Source organism: Billgrantia sp. NRB1 (assembly GCF_056921725.1).
In genome coordinates, this window is record NZ_CM167783.1 from 4,091,986 (window position 1) to 4,110,322 (window position 18,337).

Sequence of the window (18,337 nt, forward strand, 5' to 3'; positions counted from 1 at the left end):
CATGGCAACCCCTATCCATCCCCCGCATGGCAAGCCCAACAACCAGGTCACCCGCCACTCCCTGGCGTGCCCTGCCGAGCCGGAGCCGGTTCCCTCGGCGCCGCTTCAGGAGAGCACCGCGATCATCCAGGTGATCGAGCGGGCGGCCCTCAACCCTCAGGTCGATATCGACAAGATGGAGCGCCTGCTGCAGATGCAGGAGCGCGTCCTCGATCGCCAGGCGCTGATGGCCTACAGCGCCACCAAGGCGGCCATGCAGACGGAGCTGCCCAGCATCGCCGAGCGTGGCAAGACCAACACCGGCTACTACGCCACTCTGGAGGACATCGTCGACACGGTGCGGCCGATCATGAAGAAACACGGCTTCGCGGTGAGCTTCCGTATCCAGACCCAGGAGCGGGGCATCCAGGTGACCGGCGTGCTGATGCACAAGGACGGTCATCGTGAGGAGGCCAGCATGCTGCTGCCGGCCGATACCAGCGGCAGCAAGAACGCCGTGCAGGCCTTCGGCTCTTCTACCAGCTACGGCAAGCGCTATGTGTTGTGCGCACTGCTCAATATCACCACCCGCGGTCAGGACGACAACGGCCATGCCGCGGCACCGATAAAGCCCGTCACGCCCTTCCAGGCGGGACAGCTCAAGCAGCTGATCGCGGCCTGTCCGCCCACCACCCAGGAATGGTTCGTCGGCAAGTACGGCGAGGCCGAGCAGGTGCCACGCTGCGACTTCGACAAGCTGCGTGCTTCCCTCACCAAACGGGCGCTGCCCACCCATCAACGTCACTGACTGGCTGGCGAGGGGCGTCCCTCGCTTCCTATGCCGATTTCCCTATGCAGGGAATTCCCATTCACAAGGAGAGCGTCATGCAGATCCTGACACTGGAACAGGGCACACCCGAGTGGCATGCCGCCCGTCTCGGCATTGTTACCATGTCCGAGCTGAAGACCCTGCTGGTCAAGGGCAAGGGGCCGGGAGGCTTCGGCGCTGGGGCGCTGAGCTACATGCATCAGCTGATCGGTGAGCGCATCACCGGCGAGCCCTCGGATGCCTTCCAGGGCAACAGCCACACCCAGCGCGGCCATGAACTGGAGCCCATGGCCCGGTAGCTCTATCACTAGGCCACCGGCCTGCCCCGTCTGAGGCAGGTCGGCATCATCCTCAACCACGGGATGGGCTACTCCCCCGACTGCCTGGTGGACGGTAACGGCCTGGTGGAGATCAAGACCAAGCTGCCCAAGTACCAGGTCGAGCTGCTGCTCGAGGGCGAGCTACCCCAGGAGCACGTGGCCCAGTGCCAGGGCGGGCTGTGGGTCAGCGAGCGGGAGTGGATCGACTTCGTCAGCTACTGGCCGGGGATGCCGCTGTTCGTGAAACGCGTCTACCGGGACGAGGCGCTGATTCAAACCATCGCCGAGCGCGTCGAGTCGTTCTACGAGGAACTGGAGCGCCGCATGGCCATGGTCATGGCGGCGTGAGGAAGTTTGTCAGGGTCCAGAACCTGTTCATGCCATAGCGCCGGTGCTGCCCTGCGGGGTGGCACCGGCATACCATGCCTCTTCTTTTTTGGTTCTTGGGTGCACTCCCTGAACCGTGTCACCAGACTCAGCACATCAAAGCGCCAGGGAAAGGAGAATGCCGAGCAGCGCGCAGCCACCCAGCACCTTGAGCATGCCGACCCGAAAGCGAAAGGTGGCGACCATGGCCCCGGCGGCCAGCAGCAGGGCCAGGGGGTCCAGGGTGCCGAGCTGCGGAATCAGCAGGCGCACCCCGAGCAGGTGCCGCTCGGCCACCTCGGCGAAGATCACGTGGAGACCGAACCAGATCGCCAGGTTGAGGATCACCCCCACCACCGCGGCGGTGATGGCCGACAGCGCCGCGCTGAGGGCCCGGTTGTCGCGCAGCCGCTCCACATAGGGGGCGCCGAGGAAGATCCACAGGAAGCAGGGCACGAAGGTGACCCAGGTGGTGAGCACCGCCGCGAGCGTCGCCGCCAGCATGGGGTCGAGCCCGACGGCCTCGCGATAGGCGCCCATGAAGCCGACGAACTGCACCACCTGGATCAGCGGGCCCGGGGTGGTCTCGGCCATGCCCAGGCCGTCGAGCATCTCCCCGGGGGCCAGCCAGCCGTAGTGCTGCACCGCCTCCTGGGTCACGTAGCCCAGCACCGCATAGGCGCCGCCGAAGGTGACCACCGCCATCTTGCTGAAGAAGGTGGCGATCTGGCTGAAGACGTTGTCCCCCCCCAGCGTGATCAGCAGCAGCGCCACCGGTGTCAGCCACAGCAGCAGGAAGATCGCCGAGACCCGCAGGGACCAGCCACGGTTGGGGCGCGCATGGGCCGGCAGCCCCTCGCCGAGCAGCGAGTCGCGGTCGCTGAGCCCCTGGCCGCCGTCCTCCCCGTGGCCGCCGCCCCCCGCCTCGAAGGCCGCCAGGCCACGCCTGCCGCCCCAGAAGCCGATCAGCGCCGCCCCCAGGATGATCAGGGGGAAGGCGATCTCGAGGAAGAAGATCGCCACGAAGGCCGCCGCCGCGAGGCCGATCATCACCCGGTTGCGCAGCGCCCGCTTGCCGATCCGCACCACGGCGTTGAGCACCACCGCGAGCACCGCCGCCTTGAGGCCGAAGAAGAGCCCCTCCACCAGGCCCACGTTGCCAAGCGCCGCATAGAGGTAGCTCAGCGCCAGGATGGCGATGAAGCCGGGCAGCACGAAGAGGCTGCCGGCCACCAGGCCGCCCCGGGTGCGGTGCATCAGCCAGCCGATGTAGATCGCCAGCTGCTGGGCCTCCGGCCCCGGCAGCATCATGCAGTAGTTGAGGGCGTGCAGGAAACGCCGCTCGCCGATCCACTGCTTCTCCTCGACGAGGATGCGATGCATCACCGCGATCTGGCCGGCCGGGCCGCCGAAGCTCAGCATGGCCACGCGCAGCCAGACCATCACGGCCTCGCGGAAGGGAACCTGGTGGGGCGTTTCGTTGGCGGGGGGCATAGACGCTCGCAGGCAAGGAAATGTCTTTCAGGGTCAGGATTCTGCCCTGATCCGGCATCGCAAACCAGCCCAGGGCCAGAACGCCCGCTCAATCTCACTCTCCCCGCTTACGTCCTGAAAAGCCTAGCGCCGTTTCCCATACAGGAAAGGCCGGCGCAACGCCGGCCAATGTACCCAGATCATACGGTGCGGTGTGATTACGCGGCCCTTTTACTGGATATTACTGGATATCGACGTGAAGGCTGTAGCGATGTTCGTGCCAGCTATCGCCTCCTGGAGCGTCATTGCCTGATACCATCAGCCGGTAGCTTCCAGAGGATAGTGTCTCCTGGATTTCAAAATCCCCATAGCTCGACCCCACTTCCGCCACGACGTTTCCCGACGCATCGACCAGCGTGGCTTCCATGCGCAGCATGGAATGATTCATGCCCGGGAAGTGATCGGTTCCAATCCTGATGGAAGCATCTTGCTCCAGGTTCAGTTGATACGTGTGTGGCTGACCGCTGGAAATCAGCTTGCTGGGATTGCTGCCCTCCTGAAGCAGAATATCCTGCGTTGACGTATTGCCAAATCCGGCAAAGGCGGGCACCGAGAACAGGCTAACCACAGCGGCAGTGAGAGCGACTTTCTTGATCATGTTACACCTCATCGTTGACATGAAATACATCGACTTCCAGTTTTAACCATCGACTCATCGCCAGGAGTGAGTGAATGGTGTTCAGGGAGATGACAGGGTTGACTTACACTGTTCCTCCCCGTCTTTTCTCATTCTTTCTGCGCCTAGATTAACGCCGAAAAGCAGACAAGAAGCTGACCCCAACATGACAATTTTGTTAACTTTCGAGCGATGCTGACGAACGGAGGGCACCGTGAAGACTTCCCTGCAGCTGGGATGCAGCCTGAAAGAGATCGCCGAACTGTTGCAATTGGAGATGGCACTCACTGCGCCGAGGCCAGCGCCCTGGCTGAGGGTCAACTGGTGGAGATGCACGAGAAGAACGCGAACCCGCAGCGTATCGAACAGGCACCGACGGACGTCGCTGCCTGCCCGCCGAGCGATGCACTGCATGATAAGCGACTGGCAACACTTCCCGAGAGACGCGAAAGCCGCGCCCGAACCGGCACGGCTTTCGCTGGCATCATCGGCTGGGCCCCCGGACTGCCACGGGGGCCACGGACCTCAGGGCGCGCCCGTCGGCGAGATGGCACCGATCTCGTAGTCGGTGGCGCCGACCTGATGCAGCACGAAGTCTACCTCGGCATCCACCTCCAGTCCTGCGGCCAACGCCGGATCGGCCAGTGCCAGCTCCATGGTCATGGCCGGCCAGCGCAGCTCGGGGATGGGCTGGTGCGCCAGCAGCACGCTGCTGCCGTCTTCGGCAATCGCCTGGATGACACCGACGCCTTCAGCAGTGCGCTCCACCGTCTCGCTGTTCGCCTCGTCGTGCTTGCCGTGGCCGTCATGCCCCGCATGATCAGGGTCGCTGCCCGCCATGGCCGCGCCAGCGAGGCTCAGAGCCGCCGCTGCGGCCAGCGAAACGAGGGTGTGATGGGATTTCATGGGGTTCTCCTCAATGACTAGGAACGATTTGCGGTGCCTCGCGAGAGGCGGTTTCAGGGAACTTGCGACGCTGCCAGAGCCAGTAGAGCACCGGGATAAGCAGCAGTGAAACAAGGGGAGCAGAGATCATGCCGCCAACCATGGGGGTGGCTATGCGCTGCATGGCCTCGGACCCGGGACCGGAATCCAGCAACAGCGGGCTTAGCCCCAGCACCACCGTCAGCGAGGTCATCGCCTTGGGCCTAACCCGCATCACAGCCCCCTCGATAATTGCCTCACGTAACTCGCCACGGCTGCGGGGCTGGCGTTGCTCGACCGCTCCCTTGACATACATCAGCATGACCACAGCGAACTCCGCCGACAGCCCGATCAGCAGGATGAACCCCGCCGCCACGGCGACCGAGACATCATAAGCGAGCCAATGGAGCAGCCAGACGCCTCCGACAGCAGCGAACGGGAGTGAACCCATCAGCATGAAAGTCTCAGCAGTATTGCGGAAGCAGAGATAGAGCAGCAGGAATATCAGCACGATGGTCACCGGGACGACCCACTGCAGGCGCTCCTTGGCCCGCTCCATGTACTCGTACTGGCCCGACCATGTGACCGAGTAACCCGCTGGCAACGCGACCTGCTCCATGACGTGTTGACGCGCCTCAGCCACGTAAGAGCCGATATCACGCCCCCGAATGTCGACCACAACCCAGCCGTTAAGGCGTGCATTCTCGGTACGGATCATGGCCGGACCATCGACGATATCCACCTGAGCCAATGCCTGAAGGGGAAGGTAAGAGCCAGACGATGTGATGACCGGCAGGTCTCTCAGGCTCTCGAGCGAGTCACGCCAGTCCTGGGGATAGCGCAGGTTGATAGGGTAGCGCTCAAGCCCCTCGACGGTTTCACTCACATTCATCCCACCCACTGCGGTCTGAATGATGTCCTGCAAGTCGCTGACATTGACGCCGTGGCGAGCTGCTGCCCGGCGGTCGATATCGACTTCGACATAGCGGCCGGCAGCGGTGCGGTCGGCATAGGCAGAAGCCGTGCCAGGGACATCCTGGAGTACATGCTCGATCTCGCGCCCAATCCGCTCGATTTCTCCCAGGTCGGCGCCTGCCACCTTGATGCCCACGGGGGAGCGAATGCCGGTTGAGAGCATATCGATGCGCGTCTTGATCGGCGGAACCCAGACGTTCGCTACTCCAGGAAAGCTGACCGTCTCATCGAGCTCCCGAATGATATCAGTCTTGGTCATACCCTCACGCCACTGGTCGCGTGGCTTGAAGCGAATGACGGTTTCAAGCATACCGATAGGCGCCGGATCGGTGGCAGTATCAGCGCGTCCCGCCTTGCCGAAGACTCGCTCCACTTCCGGCACCGACAGGATGAGACGATTAGTCTGCTGCATGAATTCACGCACCTTGCCAATAGAAACACCGGGCTCCAGCGACGGCATGTACATCAGATCACCTTCATCCAGTTCCGGCATAAACTCACTGCCAAGCTTGCTGGCCGGATAAGCTACGCTAGCAGCAATCAGCACTGCCGCAGCAACGGTTGTCCAGGGAAAGCGCAGCAGGCCATCCAGGCCGGGTCGATAGATGGCAATCAGGGCTCGGCTGAGCGGATGCGCAGATTCCGGCCGGATACGCCCCCGTACCAGATAGCCCATGAGTACCGGCACCAGGGTGATGCCCAGGCCAGCCGCCGCCGCCATGGCGTAGGTCCCGGTGAAGGCCAACGGCTGAAACATGCGTCCTTCCTGGCCCTGCAGCGTAAACAGCGGCAGGAAGCTGACCACGATGATCAGCAGCGCAAAGAAGATCGGCCGGCCCGTTTCCTTGGCTGCCTCGGCCACGGTATACCAGCGGTCCTCGCCTGGCGGCGCCTTCTCGAGCCGCTTGTGCAAGTTCTCGACCATGACGATGGCGGCATCCACCATGGCGCCAATGGTCACGGCGATGCCGCCCAGCGACATGATATTGGCGTTGATGCCCTGCTGCTGCATGATCATCAGCGCCGCCAGAATACCGATCGGCAGCGCAACGATTGCCACCAGTGCCGAACGGAAATGCAGCAGGAAGACGATGCACACCAGGGCAATGATGAGAAATTCCTGCAATAGCTTGACCGTGAGATTATCCACCGACTCCTGAATCAACACCGAGCGATCGTAGGTTTCCACGATCTCCACGCCCTCAGGCAGGCTTGGACGCAACTCATCGAGGCGAGCCTGAACCCGCTCGATGGTGGCAAGCGCATTTTCGCCGTGACGCATCACTACCAGGGCGCCCACCGTCTCGCCTTCACCATCTAGCTCGGCGATGCCGCGACGGGCGGCGGGGCCAATGCGGATCTCGGCCACGTCCTCGAGCAGTACAGGTGTGCCATCTTCACCCAGGCCAACGGGCGCCAGGCGAAGCTCCTCGATACCGGTCAGGTAGCCACGCGAGCGCACCATGTATTCCGCCTCGCCCATCTCCACCACGGAACCGCCCGCTTCGCGGTTGGCATCCGAAATGGCCGAACGGATGCCCGAAAGGGTCAGGCCATAGGCGCGTGCCCGATTCGGGTCGAGCACGACCTGATACTGCTTGACCATTCCACCCAGCGTGGCGACCTCGGAAACACCCGACACGGACTGCAACTCGAACTTCAAGAACCAGTCCTGCAGCGAGCGCAGGTCCGCCAGGTCGAGCTCACCGCTGCGATCCACCAGGGCGTACTGATAGACCCAGCCCACGCCGGTGGCATCCGGCCCCAGCGCAGGCGTGGCACCGTCTGGCAGGCGGGGTGCCACCTGGCTCAAGTACTCCAGCACGCGGGAGCGCGCCCAGTAGGGGTCGGTGCCATCCTCGAACAGGACATAGACATAGGAGTCACCAAACATGGAGAAACCGCGCACGTCCCGCGCCTGAGGCACGGCCAGCATGGCCGTCGACAGCGGATAGGTGACCTGATCTTCCACCACTTGAGGCGCTTGGCCGGGATAGCTGGTGTGCACGATCACCTGAACATCCGAGAGGTCCGGGATGGCGTCAAGCGGCATCTGGCGACCGGAAAATATCCCCCAGACGACGAACACGGCAGTCAACAGCAGCACCAGGAGACGATTGTGCAGTGACCACGTGATGATCCGTTCAATCATGAAACGTCTCCTCAGTGGTCGTGAGCCAGCGGCTCGATGGCGGTGATTTCGTAGACGAACTCCTCACGCTCACGCATGCGGAAGCGCATCGGCATATCGTCGTGCAGTCCATCGAGCTCAAGTTCATCGGCCACACCGAAGTCCATGACCATCGCCGGCCAGCCCAAAAGTGGGATCGGCTCATGGTCGACGTTTAGCATTCGGGCCTCGTGATCGATGGCAAGCAGGCGCCCTTCGGCCCAGACTTCGTCACCGGCACTCTCCTGCTCGGCTTCGGTCATGCGCCCCAGCTCGGCGCTGGCCGATGCCTCGGAGTCAAGCAGGAAGTGGCCGGAGAGGACGACGCGCTCGCCTTCCTTGAGACCTTCAATGATCTCCAGGTCGCCGTTGGCACGACTCCCCACCTGCACTTCTCGCGCCTGGAAGCGCCCCTCACCCAGTGCCAGGATGACGCGATCCTGCCTGCCGGTGCGGATCACGGCCTCCGCCGGCAGGTGAAGCACGCCCTGTAGCGGGCGAGTGGTTAAGTGAACATCCGCATACATGCCCGGCTTGAGCCGCTCGCCGGGGTTGTCAAAAGCCAGGCGAACCTGGGCAGTTCGGGTTGCGCTGTTCAGGCTCGGATAGATGTAGTCGATCTTGCCTTCAAGGCGCTCACCGGGACGGAAAGGCAACTTCACATGCGCCACGTCACCAGGCGACACCGCATCCAACTGATGCTCGAACAAGTCGGCAATCACCCAGACCCTCGAGAGGTCGGCGATGGTCATCACCTCGGTACCCGGCGTGACATACATCCCTTCTCGCACGTTGAGCGACTCCACTACACCGTCTTGCCCCGCACGCACCGAAATAAGTCGTCGCGGCTGACCGGCCCGCTCGACCTCGGCAATCTCGGCAGCACTAACCCCTAGCGCCCTGAGGCGCTCACGGGCCGAAGCAGGACTGCCGCCACGACGCACGACATGCAGCAGTTCCTCCTGAGCGTTGACCAGTTCCGGCGAATAGAGGCGGAAAAGCAGCTGTCCCTCCTCCACACGCTCGCCAGTTGTTCTCACACTGAGATCCTCAATCCACCCTTGAGTACGCAGGTGGATATGGCTGAGTCTCGCTTCGTCGTAGTCCACGAAGCCGACCGTTTCGACCGGGCGCGCCAGATCGCCACGAACCACCGAGCCAATACGTACGTTCATGTTCTGCTGCACGACGGGGCTGATGCTCACCGTTCCAGGTGACGCATCGCCGCCATCCGAGTATATCGGGATGAAATCCATGCCCATCTCGTCCTTGCGCGGCTCAGGAGAAGTCACGGAGGGATTATGCGGATGGCGGTAGTAGAGGATTTCTCTTTCACCGTTAGCCGTACTTGCTTCGGCAATATGCACATGTGAATCTGGCCAATAGGTCACGGCTGCAGCCCCTGCCGCGGCCCCCGCACTAAGCAGGACGATGACAGATAGTGCCTTCATGCGCTTTCTCCCAACAGATAGAGCAGATCCACCTGCTCAAGACGACGCTGAGTGCCGACCCGCACGGCCTCGATACGCGTTTCCAGTTCGCTGAGGCGCGCACGTACGAAAGAGTTGAAACCCGTCGTTCGATTGCGGTATCCATGCTCGGCGGCTTCGGCGTTATCCCTGGCCTGAGGAAGAAGTCGCTGCGTATAACGACGCTCGCGCTCACTCAGCTGCTGCCACCGAGCTTGGGTCTCTCCCAGTTGGCGCTGCATCTCCCGGACTTGTTCGTCCCAGGCATGCTGTGCCGCTTCACGCCTATGGACGCTGGCCGAAAGATCCCTATCCTGGCGCTGGCGCGTAAAGAGCGGGAGGTCGACCATGACCATTGCCGACATGCGATCCGGCATGCCCATGCCCCGCTCTGTCGGCGTGCCGTAGGTCAGCTCAACCGACCACTGAGGCTTGTAGCCTTGACGCGCCAGCTCGACACCGTGAGCGCCGGCATCAACGACGGCTTGCTCCGCGGCCAACAGCGGATGCGCCAGCAGCGCACCCGTCGGCTCGGCCAGTTCGGGAAGGTCGTGGGACAGGGGGCGCGAGACGGCTTCCTGGCCCACCCAGCGTGCAAGCTGGGCCTGCGCTGCCGCTTCCTGTGCCTGGACGTCCAGCAGCCGGTCGTGCAAGCGGCTCAGCTCCAGCTCGGCGCGCAGCAGGTCCTGCTGGTCGGCAAAACCGGAAGCAAATTCGCGTTCGGTGATTTCACGCAAGTCCTCGAATAAAGGCTGGCTCTTCTCCAGCACTTCCCGGATGCCGCGCTGCTGAACGAGCGACAGGTAGGCACGCCGTACGGCGCGAACGGCAGTGATTTCTGCGTTGCTGCCACGAGCCGCATCAGCCATAGCCAATGCACTTTCCCGCTCGCTTGCCAATCGACGACTCTCGCCTCTCGGGAAGGACTGGCGCACTCCCACGCGTAGTTGGGTCATGGAATCATCGTCGATGGAAAGACCATCCCGTGCGACGTCCATGACCTCCATGATCAGCAGAGGGTCGGGAAGCTGTCTGGCCGAGATGGCGGCTTCACGTCGAGCCTCAGCCAGCTCCTGATAGCGCAGCGTGGCAGGGTCGTCGATACGAGCGAGGCGCTCGGCTTCACTAAGCGAGAGTAGCGACGACGACAATACCGGAAAAGGCAACATAAAAGCCGTGCTTAACGCCACAGCTAACATCCTGGGTAATCGATAGTTCATAAGCCACCCTCCGTAACTCACCAGAGTGCTTTTGACTTGAATAGAGCCCGCAACACATGCTCTGACCGAACATCAAAAAACTCGGCGTCAATCATTGAACTGGCCGGCTTTTGCCGGCCAGTCACGACTCTTTAAACACTTAGAGTCAGATTATTGAAAGGCGACATGCAAGCTATAGCGATGAACATCCCAACCATCCCCACCGGGAGCTGAACTCCCTGACACTACCAAGCTATACTGGCCAGCCTGCAACGCCTTCCGAATCTCAAAGTCGCCACCTGAAGACCTCACCTTCTTCAGGGTGTTACCTTGAGAGTCAATCAACTCGGCATTCATAGGCAGTGGGGCGTACACTCCCGGGATGTGACTGCTAGCGACCTTGACCGTTGCGGCCTGGTCCAGATTCAGCTGGTAAGTATGTGGCTGCCCAGCATGAATCATTTTGCTTGGAGTGCTGCCTTCCTGCAGAACATTTCCACTTGATGCCACGGTACCAAAATTGGCAAATGCAGGTACAGAGAACATGCTGGCAATGGCAGCGGCAAGAGCAATCTTCTTGATCATGATACACCTCTCTTTCAATGAAAACTTTATGGAGTCACCTTGCAAGCGTCAGGACTGTCAATTCCAATTGCGGGCGTGATAGAGTAATCACTCAGTCTACCCCCCTTGTTGATTGTTCATGTGGGCATAGTACGGTGCACTAGCGAACAGAAAGCTGACTTCAAAATGACAATTCTGTCATTTTCCATCGGAGCGGGTTTGAGGTGGCGCTATGAAGATACTGATCGTTGAGGATGAGCCAAAGACCGGCGACTATCTGCGCCAGGGCCTGAGCGAGGCCGGTTTCGTGGTCGACCTGGCGAGGGATGGTCTCGATGGCCTGCATCTGGCCCAGCAGGAAGCCTACGACCTGATGGTGTTGGACGTGATGCTGCCGGGAATGGACGGCTGGAGCATCCTACAGATGGTGCGACGGGCGGGGCAGGACGTTCCCGTGCTCTTCCTGACGGCGCGGGACGAGGTCGACGATCGGGTACGAGGCCTGCAGCTGGGTGCCGATGATTACCTGGTCAAGCCGTTCGCCTTCTCCGAGCTACTGGCGCGGATCCACTCGCTGCTGCGGCGTGGCAAGGCGCGTGAGCCCGAGGTGTTCCGGGCCGCCGACCTGAAGCTCGACCTGCTGCGCCGGCGGGTCACTCGCGCCGGCGAACGCCTCGACCTTACCGCCAAGGAGTTCGCGCTGCTCGAGCTATTGATTCGCCGCCAGGGCGAAGTGCTGCCCCGCTCGCTGATCGCCTCCCAGGTGTGGGACATGAACTTCGACAGCGATACCAACGTGATCGACGTGGCGGTACGCCGGCTGCGCGCCAAGGTCGACGACCCCTTCGAGCCCAAGCTGATTCACACCGTACGCGGCATGGGCTATGTGCTGGAGGCGAGGGAAGCCCCATGAAGCGATACCTGCACTCGCTCACGGTGCGCTTGGCACTGCTGTTCGCCCTGCTGACGGCGGGCCTGCTGCTGGTGCTGGGCCTGGCGCTGGAGCGCCTGGTAGGCAGCCACTTCGACGAGATCGACAGCCAGGAGCTGAGTACGAAGCTGGTCATGATCGACAACCTGCTGGGACGGGTCCCCTCATCGGCGGCGCTCGAGGAACTGCTGCATCAGCTCGACGATATCCTGGTCAGTCATGACACCCTGGCTCTCTCGATCCGTGATGAAGACGGTCAGGTGCTGTATGCCTTCCAACCCGAGCGTCTTGCACCGATCGAGCGGGGCGATGTAGCCGCTTCCCAACCCCGCTGGCAGCATAACGGACGCATCTTCATCGGCCGCAAGGCGGAGAAGACGCTTCCCCTACCCGAGCCGCTTCCCGTGCAGGTGCTGATCGGCCTGGACATTAGTCACCACGCGCACTTCCTCAGCAATATCCGCCGTCACCTGTGGACCGGCATCGCCCTCGCGGCGCTCATCGCGGCGCTGCTTGGCTGGCTGGCCGCGCGCAACGGCCTGGCACCGCTACGGCGAATCACCCGCACCGCCGGACAGCTCTCCGCCGAGCACCTCGGCGAGCGGCTCTCCGAGCGCGATGCGCCGGCCGAGATGCTGGCCCTGGTCGGCGCCTTCAACGGCATGCTCGACCGCCTGGAGGCCGACTTTCAGAGCCTCAGCGATTTCTCCGCCGATATCGCCCATGAGCTTCGTACCCCGGTCTCGAACCTGCTGACCGAGACCCAGGTCGCACTGTCACGGCCGCGCTCCGCCGACGACTACCGCGAGGTGCTGCACTCCAACCTGGAGGAATTCGAGCGGCTGGCCAGGATGATCGCCGATATGCTGCTGCTGGCCAAGGCCGACCACGGTCTGCTGCCGCACCCGGCCCAGACCGTGGCACTGGAATCCGAAGCCGAGGCGCTGCTGGAGTTCTATGAGGCACTCGCCGAGGAGAAGGGCGTTGGCCTGCAGCTGACCGGGCATGCCAGGGTCACCGGCGACCAGCTGATGCTGCGTCGCGCCCTCTCTAACCTGATCTCCAACGCCGTGCGCCACACCCCCCGTGGTGGCACCATCGGGATCGCGATCACCCCGGGCGACCAGGTAGTACGACTCAGCGTCAGCAATCCCGGCGAGACTCTGCCCGCCGACCAGCTGCCGCGACTCTTCGAGCGATTCCACCGCGCCGACAACATCCGTCGCCACCATGGCGAAGGCGCCGGCCTCGGCCTGGCCATCACCCGATCGATCATCAAGGCCCATGGCGGCGAGATCACCGTCACGTCGAAGAATGGCATCACCGCTTTTACCCTCTGCCTGCCAGCCGCCGACCCCCTGTAAGCCTCGCCTGACTCTGCCCGAAGCGTCGGCGGGAGCAGCCCGCTTTCCGACAGCGCCTGACGACAAGCTCGCAGCCACCGGGTGGCTGCGAGCGGTAGAGAAGATCGACCCCCGTAGCCCCGCAAGGAGGCAGGGGCCGTACGGCGTCAGGGCCTGGATGGCTCCGGAAGGGTAGCGGCTTCTGTCGCCGGCTGGCGTACCTTCACCAGCAGTGCACCCCGTGTCAGTGTGCCTGACACGGGAGCCCTCATGATCAGCCTAATGAGAATAGGCTTAACTGACTGGCATTACCCCTTGGCCACTCCTGTTTCTCTTCGTCCCCGGCCAGCGTCGCCGTCGCAAGCAGCAGGCTGCCGGCCACCCACAGCATCCCCAGAGATCGCCTCAGCCAAGTCGTCCGCTGCGACGCTCCATGCCTCATGTGGCTCTCCATTCTCATCTTTCGAGCCTCTTTCACGACCTCTACCCCTTACCAAGGGGGGATGACTCGGCGCCTATCTTATCCAGAAGCACGACCGCCTGGATACGCACACTGTTTGCTATTGGTCACATCTGGTACCCGCACCTTACACTGCTCCCCTCGCCTCCTGCCTGTCGTCCCGGCCTCAGAGCACCGGCGCCAGCAGGTAGGAGGCGCGCGCCGCCACCCGATGCCAGAGCGGCTGTGCCTCCACCTCGCCGGGGCGCATCCGCCGCGCGCGGGAAAAATCCGCCTCGAACATCGCCTCGACCTCGGCGGCGAATGCCGGGTCCATCACCAGCGCCGTCACCTCGAAGTTCAGGCGGAAGGAGCGGTTGTCCAGGTTCACGGTACCCACCGCGGCGCCGACGTCGTCCACCAGGAAGGCCTTGCCGTGCAGGAAGCCCTCCTCGTAGCGATAGATTTCGACCCCCGCCTCGAGCAGCGAGTCGAGAAAGGCATAGGCGGCGAAATAGGTCAGCGGATTGTCCGGCCGCTCCGGAATCAGCACCCGTACGTCCACGCCGCTCAGGGCGGCCAGCTTGAGCATCGCGAGCACCCCCTCGTCGGGGACGAAATAGGGGCTGGAGATCCAGATCCGCTCATGGGCGGCATGGATCGCCTGCTGGATCATCAGGCTGGCGGTCTCGAAACGATCCGCGGGTCCGGTGGGCAGGATCAGCACCGGCGACGCATGGTGGGTGGGCACCACCGGCTCCCAGGGCAGCTCGGGCAACGTCTCGGTGGCCCAGTGCCAGTCCTCGAGAAACACCAGCTGCAGCGCCAGGGCCGCCGGCCCCTCGATCTTCAGGTGGGTGTCCCGCCAGGGGCCGATGCGTGGACGACCGTGCAGGTACTCCTCGCCGACGTTGAAGCCACCGACCCAGGCTCGGGCACCGTCGGCCACCACGATCTTGCGATGGTTGCGAAAGTTGAGCTGGAAGCGATTGCCCGGGCCCCGGGTGGAGTGGAAGCGGTGCACCCTGACCCCGGCCTCCTCCAGCGCCCGGAGATAGCTCCCCGGCAGGGCGTAGCTGCCGATCTCGTCATACAGGAAGTAGACCTCGACGCCCTGCCGGGCCTTCTCGATCAAGCGAGCCTGCAGCGCCAGGCCCACCTCATCGGCGCGTACGATATAGAACTGCACCAGCAGATAGCGCTCGGCGGCCTCGATGCCGGCGAACAGGCTCTCGAAGGTCTGCTCGCCGTCGATCAGCAGCTCCACCCGGTTGCCACCGAGAAACGGCAGCTTGGCCAGCTGTTCGACGCCCACCAGGTGCTTGTCTCGGTATGCGCCCGACACCCCGTGGGCGCGCAGCTCGGCCAGCTTGTCGGCCAGCGCCCGGCCCAGTGCCGAGTCCTCGTCGCGCCGGGCCGAGACATAGCCCTGGAACCTCGCACGCCCGAACACCCAGTAGGTGGGCACCGCGACATAGGGCACCGTATTCAGGGAGACGATCCAGGCCACGGCCCCCTGGGAGGTGCGACTCGACATCATGGCGTCCAGCGAAGAAGCCAGGCCCACCAGATGGGCGACGCCCATCACCAGCAAGAGCCGGCGCCAGGGCCAGCGACGCCTGGCAGGCGCGTTCGGTGACGGTGACACGTCTAGTTCCTCACTTCGCTCGGCATTGCCAGTGCGGCCCATCAAGGGGAGTGCTCACGGCTTTCCTCTTTGGCTCTCGTTGCCGAGCCACCAGAGCCAGAAGCACCGTCGTCACGCCTGCGTAGACAGGCTTCGCCGAGCAGTTGGCGACGCGCCAGCCACACGATCAGCGGTGGCAAGACGAGCCACTGCAGCAGCGGCGCCAGCCCCGTCCCCAGCAGCGGCAGGGTGGGCATCCACTCAGCGTATTGCCAGCGATCCTGCAGCACGGTGGCGTGCCACTCCAGTCCGATCGTGATCACCACGCCGACGACGACAAAGCCGGCTATCGCCTTGATATCGGGACGGAGCAGCCAATCGCGCCGTCGACGCAGCGCCGCCACGGCCCAGTAGGCCACTAGCGCGATAAGGACATCCCCCAGGGTCGCCCGGGTGCAGAAGAGAACAGCGTCCCAGTGCCCCATTTCCGGCATCTCGGCGAAGAACGGTACTTGGAGGAACTCCCACGGATAGTTCAGCAGAAACGCAAAGAGCGCCACGTTGAACTCCGGGGTGGCCAGCAGCCGGTTCGACTTGCCGCATCCGGCTCGCGCTCCCGCCATGGTGAAAGCTCCAGAACAGAGAGGGAGTCGATGCACTGGGCAACGACAGGCGCCAGTGTTCCACGCCGCGCGCAGCCAGGCAACCGGTGCCCTGCACCCAAGTTGGGCAGCAGGAATCTCTTGATGCTGATCAAGCGACATCCGGTGTCAGTGAGCTATGGTGAGTAGACCCCCTCGGCGTCAGGCAACCATACGCCATGCACCCATACAGCGTGTTCAATCGCGATGCATCCCGTACCCCCACGAGGCGGGCAGGGACTCGGCTGGTCGTGCTGCTGGCACTGGCGACCTTGCTGATCGGCCGGTTGGCGCTGGCCCATGCCGATGAGCCTGGCGCCTGGGCCGCTGATCCCGGACGCTTCGTGGCGCTGGAGGCCGCTTCCGCCGCTGTGGCCGCCGAGGCGTGGCACGAACCAGGACCGTCTTGCCGCCATGGGCATGGCGAATTCGCGCTGCCGCAGGGAGTGCCGCGTGTCGATCGCCAGGAAGCCGAGTGCGACGACTTCCTGACGCTCACCGCCGAGCCGGTGACTACCCCCCTCCTGGTGCCCATCGCCTGGACACCGCGACATCGGCCGGCCCTGCCCGACCTTCCCGTCTATCTGCTCACCCAGCGCCTGCGCCTCTGAGCGCCACGCGAGAGCGGCATTGCGTCCCGTTCAGGTGTCAGCGGATGTACTACCCGTGAGCTGACATCTGACGCGAGGCCAATTCGCCTGCTTCTCGAACTTAGCCTGGCCGTTGTGGAAGGCCAGATTCCGAGATTATTCAATAGAGCGAGAATGACTCATGTACGTTGCAACCTTTCATGACGTGATTGAGTGGACGCGCGCCCTCCATGAACACCTGGCACGGTGCCTGAAGCACTGCTCAACGCAGCAGGAAGAAGCGCGCGCCAAGTGGCTGCTGGCGTATCTGGCGGATCACGAGGCGGCACTGGAAAAGGTCGTGTCCGGATTCGAGAAGCAGGCCGACCCCAAGGCGCTGAATACCTGGCTCTACGACTACATTGCCTACAAGCCGATCAAGCCGCACCAGTCGTGCAGCGCACCCTATGCGAAGATGAGCTTCGACGAGATCTGCCAGGAAATCTTCGACCTCCACACTCAGGTCATCGATTTCTATCGCTATCTCGAGGGGCGCACCGAGATTCCCGAGACGCGCGCGCTGATCGGCGAGCTGCTGAAGCTGGAGCAGCATGAGGCGATGCGCCTGACCCATCAGACCAACCGCGCCCGGGATCTCTAAATGGACGCTACTCCCACCCTCTCGACAGCGGCGGCGACTCGCGCATCGCCGAGCGGCATTCAGCGCCACCTTGCAGCCGCAACCGACCAAGCCCAGGGTGAGCCCCATGCACGATCACCATCTAACGCCTCGCCTCACCCCGCTCTGGGTGATCGCGATCATCCTCACCGTCGCCGCGCTGTACTGGTTGCGGATTCTCGCCGTGCCCTTGGCCTTTGCGCTGTTTTTGATGGCGCTGGTGTGGCCCCTGTACCGACACCGGGTGTTCAAGGGAAGGGCCCTGCGCGGCTTGGCGCTTGCCGCTTCCGTGCTGCTGGTGCTGTTGGCTACAGCCGTCCTGCTCGCCCTGATCGGCTACGGGGCCCGCGTCGTGGCGGATGGCCTATCGCTCTACGGTGTACGAATGCAGGAGACCTACCGCTCCATCGGCCTGTGGTTCGAGGCGAGAAACATTGCCCTTGAGCCCGCCATGGCGGAACAGCTCAGCCCCGGTAGGCTACTTCACCTCTTCCATGAGACCGCTACCCGCCTCAATGCCATTATCGGTTTCCTGGCGCTGACCCTGATCTTTCTGATCATGGGCCTGTTGGAAGCCAGCGTTTTCCAGCGGCGACTTCCCCATGCGCTGGGGGAGGAGGCCGCCGAGCGGCTATTGACGGCATTTTCGGAACTCGGGGGGAAGTTCCGTCGCTATATGCTCGTCAGGTCGGTCGTGAGCGTGCTCACGGGCTTGCTGACATGGCTGTTTGCCCTCTTCGTCGGGCTGGACCTCGCCGTTGTCTGGGGCTTGCTGGCATTCGCGCTGAACTACATCCCCTTCGTCGGCTCCATCCTGGCCGTGTTTCCGCCGGCGCTCTTTGCCATTGTTCAGTTCCAGTCATGGCAATCGCCGCTAGTGGTGCTCGCCGGTATGGCGCTGATCCAGTTCTCCATCGGCAATTTTCTCGACCCAAGGCTCGAGGGACGGGCCCTGGCCATATCGCCCTTCGCCGTTATCTTTTCCATCTTCTTCTGGGGCATCGTCTGGGGCATCCCTGGCGCCTTTATCGGCGTCCCCCTGACGATCGCCCTGATCACCATCTGTGGCCATTTCCACGAAACCTGCTGGATAGCGCGCATCCTGGCGCCCCCGCCCATGTCCGAGGGGATCGAGCGCGATCGGTGAGGGGTACCAACTATCGC

The 18,337-nt window shown here is 63.2% G+C and carries 17 protein-coding genes; 8 read left to right on the top strand and 9 right to left on the bottom strand.

Annotation, left to right across the window (positions count from 1 at the left end):
- Nucleotide 1 precedes the first annotated feature (1 nt).
- From ACZIYR_RS18760 to ACZIYR_RS18770, 3 genes are all read left to right on the top strand, one after another.
- Entirely contained in the window at nucleotides 2-787 is a 786-nt protein-coding gene (locus tag ACZIYR_RS18760; RefSeq protein WP_483527702.1) for an ERF family protein, read from the top strand.
- Nucleotides 788-864: 77 nt separating this feature from the next.
- Complete coding sequence (locus ACZIYR_RS18765) at nucleotides 865-1,107, top strand: PDDEXK family nuclease (RefSeq protein ID WP_483527703.1); 243 nt, start codon at nucleotides 865-867, stop codon at nucleotides 1,105-1,107.
- A 63-nt stretch (nucleotides 1,108-1,170) separates the two neighbouring features.
- Complete coding sequence (locus tag ACZIYR_RS18770; protein ID WP_483527704.1) at nucleotides 1,171-1,476, top strand: PDDEXK family nuclease; 306 nt, start codon at nucleotides 1,171-1,173, stop codon at nucleotides 1,474-1,476.
- A gap of 135 nt (nucleotides 1,477-1,611) precedes the next feature.
- Here ACZIYR_RS18770 and chrA read toward each other — a convergent pair whose 3' ends face one another.
- The 7 genes from chrA to ACZIYR_RS18805 form a co-directional block, all read right to left on the bottom strand.
- Entirely contained in the window at nucleotides 1,612-2,988 is a 1,377-nt protein-coding gene (gene chrA, locus ACZIYR_RS18775; RefSeq protein ID WP_483527705.1) for a chromate efflux transporter, read from the bottom strand.
- A 220-nt stretch (nucleotides 2,989-3,208) separates the two neighbouring features.
- The gene (locus tag ACZIYR_RS18780) at nucleotides 3,209-3,625 is read right to left on the bottom strand and encodes a hypothetical protein (RefSeq protein WP_483527706.1); all 417 of its coding nucleotides are present in this window, start codon (nucleotides 3,623-3,625) and stop codon (nucleotides 3,209-3,211) included.
- Nucleotides 3,626-4,168: 543 nt separating this feature from the next.
- Entirely contained in the window at nucleotides 4,169-4,549 is a 381-nt protein-coding gene (locus tag ACZIYR_RS18785) for a copper-binding protein (protein ID WP_483527707.1), read from the bottom strand.
- Between the two features lie 10 nt (nucleotides 4,550-4,559).
- Nucleotides 4,560-7,694 (bottom strand): efflux RND transporter permease subunit, encoded by a 3,135-nt coding sequence (locus tag ACZIYR_RS18790; protein ID WP_483527708.1) that lies wholly within the window; start codon nucleotides 7,692-7,694, stop codon nucleotides 4,560-4,562.
- An 11-nt stretch (nucleotides 7,695-7,705) separates the two neighbouring features.
- Nucleotides 7,706-9,163 (bottom strand): efflux RND transporter periplasmic adaptor subunit, encoded by a 1,458-nt coding sequence (locus tag ACZIYR_RS18795; protein ID WP_483527709.1) that lies wholly within the window; start codon nucleotides 9,161-9,163, stop codon nucleotides 7,706-7,708.
- Entirely contained in the window at nucleotides 9,160-10,401 is a 1,242-nt protein-coding gene (locus ACZIYR_RS18800) for a TolC family protein (RefSeq protein WP_483527710.1), read from the bottom strand. Before ACZIYR_RS18800 ends, ACZIYR_RS18795 begins: the two co-directional genes overlap by 4 nt.
- Before the next feature lie 150 nt (nucleotides 10,402-10,551).
- Nucleotides 10,552-10,965, bottom strand: a complete 414-nt coding sequence (locus tag ACZIYR_RS18805) for a hypothetical protein (RefSeq protein WP_483527711.1) — start codon at nucleotides 10,963-10,965, stop codon at nucleotides 10,552-10,554.
- Between the two features lie 211 nt (nucleotides 10,966-11,176).
- Between ACZIYR_RS18805 and ACZIYR_RS18810 the strand changes: the two genes are divergently transcribed.
- On the top strand, nucleotides 11,177-11,857 hold the full coding sequence (locus ACZIYR_RS18810; RefSeq protein WP_483527712.1) for a heavy metal response regulator transcription factor: 681 nt from the start codon (nucleotides 11,177-11,179) through the stop codon (nucleotides 11,855-11,857).
- Nucleotides 11,854-13,239, top strand: coding sequence for a heavy metal sensor histidine kinase (locus ACZIYR_RS18815; protein ID WP_483527713.1), 1,386 nt, complete (start codon nucleotides 11,854-11,856; stop codon nucleotides 13,237-13,239). The genes ACZIYR_RS18810 and ACZIYR_RS18815 overlap by 4 nt, the downstream gene beginning before the upstream one ends.
- Nucleotides 13,240-13,844: 605 nt before the next feature.
- On the opposite strand, the gene cls is transcribed toward ACZIYR_RS18815, so the two are convergent.
- A complete protein-coding gene (gene cls / locus ACZIYR_RS18820; protein ID WP_483529106.1) occupies nucleotides 13,845-15,242 on the bottom strand; it encodes a cardiolipin synthase in 1,398 nt (465 codons plus the stop codon).
- A 104-nt stretch (nucleotides 15,243-15,346) separates the two neighbouring features.
- Nucleotides 15,347-15,907, bottom strand: a complete 561-nt coding sequence (locus ACZIYR_RS18825; protein ID WP_483527714.1) for a hypothetical protein — start codon at nucleotides 15,905-15,907, stop codon at nucleotides 15,347-15,349.
- A gap of 197 nt (nucleotides 15,908-16,104) precedes the next feature.
- Here ACZIYR_RS18825 and ACZIYR_RS18830 point away from each other — a divergent pair, with 197 nt between their 5' ends.
- The 3 genes from ACZIYR_RS18830 to ACZIYR_RS18840 all read left to right on the top strand — a co-directional run bounded on the left by ACZIYR_RS18830 (nucleotide 16,105) and on the right by ACZIYR_RS18840 (nucleotide 18,320).
- Nucleotides 16,105-16,536, top strand: a complete 432-nt coding sequence (locus ACZIYR_RS18830) for a hypothetical protein (protein ID WP_483527715.1) — start codon at nucleotides 16,105-16,107, stop codon at nucleotides 16,534-16,536.
- A gap of 160 nt (nucleotides 16,537-16,696) precedes the next feature.
- Nucleotides 16,697-17,155 carry an ATPase gene (locus tag ACZIYR_RS18835; RefSeq protein ID WP_483527716.1) on the top strand — a complete coding sequence of 153 codons (459 nt, stop codon included), beginning with the start codon at nucleotides 16,697-16,699 and terminating at the stop codon, nucleotides 17,153-17,155.
- A gap of 148 nt (nucleotides 17,156-17,303) precedes the next feature.
- Complete coding sequence (locus tag ACZIYR_RS18840; RefSeq protein WP_483527717.1) at nucleotides 17,304-18,320, top strand: AI-2E family transporter; 1,017 nt, start codon at nucleotides 17,304-17,306, stop codon at nucleotides 18,318-18,320.
- Nucleotides 18,321-18,337 lie beyond the last annotated feature (17 nt).

Bases quoted from the DNA above. Each gene is read 5' to 3' on its own strand.
- ACZIYR_RS18815 (WP_483527713.1), top strand. From the start codon at position 11,854: ATGAAGCGATACCTGCACTCGCTCACGGTGCGCTTGGCACTGCTGTTC.
- ACZIYR_RS18835 (WP_483527716.1), top strand. From the start codon at position 16,697: ATGTACGTTGCAACCTTTCATGACGTGATTGAGTGGACGCGCGCCCTC.
- ACZIYR_RS18770 (WP_483527704.1), top strand. From the start codon at position 1,171: ATGGGCTACTCCCCCGACTGCCTGGTGGACGGTAACGGCCTGGTGGAG.
- ACZIYR_RS18825 (WP_483527714.1), bottom strand. From the start codon at position 15,907: ATGGCGGGAGCGCGAGCCGGATGCGGCAAGTCGAACCGGCTGCTGGCC.
- ACZIYR_RS18805 (WP_483527711.1), bottom strand. From the start codon at position 10,965: ATGATCAAGAAGATTGCTCTTGCCGCTGCCATTGCCAGCATGTTCTCT.
- cls (WP_483529106.1), bottom strand. From the start codon at position 15,242: ATGGGCGTCGCCCATCTGGTGGGCCTGGCTTCTTCGCTGGACGCCATG.
- ACZIYR_RS18760 (WP_483527702.1), top strand. From the start codon at position 2: ATGGCAACCCCTATCCATCCCCCGCATGGCAAGCCCAACAACCAGGTC.
- ACZIYR_RS18810 (WP_483527712.1), top strand. From the start codon at position 11,177: ATGAAGATACTGATCGTTGAGGATGAGCCAAAGACCGGCGACTATCTG.
- ACZIYR_RS18780 (WP_483527706.1), bottom strand. From the start codon at position 3,625: ATGATCAAGAAAGTCGCTCTCACTGCCGCTGTGGTTAGCCTGTTCTCG.
- ACZIYR_RS18765 (WP_483527703.1), top strand. From the start codon at position 865: ATGCAGATCCTGACACTGGAACAGGGCACACCCGAGTGGCATGCCGCC.
- ACZIYR_RS18785 (WP_483527707.1), bottom strand. From the start codon at position 4,549: ATGAAATCCCATCACACCCTCGTTTCGCTGGCCGCAGCGGCGGCTCTG.
- ACZIYR_RS18790 (WP_483527708.1), bottom strand. From the start codon at position 7,694: ATGATTGAACGGATCATCACGTGGTCACTGCACAATCGTCTCCTGGTG.
- ACZIYR_RS18800 (WP_483527710.1), bottom strand. From the start codon at position 10,401: ATGAACTATCGATTACCCAGGATGTTAGCTGTGGCGTTAAGCACGGCT.
- chrA (WP_483527705.1), bottom strand. From the start codon at position 2,988: ATGCCCCCCGCCAACGAAACGCCCCACCAGGTTCCCTTCCGCGAGGCC.
- ACZIYR_RS18830 (WP_483527715.1), top strand. From the start codon at position 16,105: ATGCACCCATACAGCGTGTTCAATCGCGATGCATCCCGTACCCCCACG.
- ACZIYR_RS18795 (WP_483527709.1), bottom strand. From the start codon at position 9,163: ATGAAGGCACTATCTGTCATCGTCCTGCTTAGTGCGGGGGCCGCGGCA.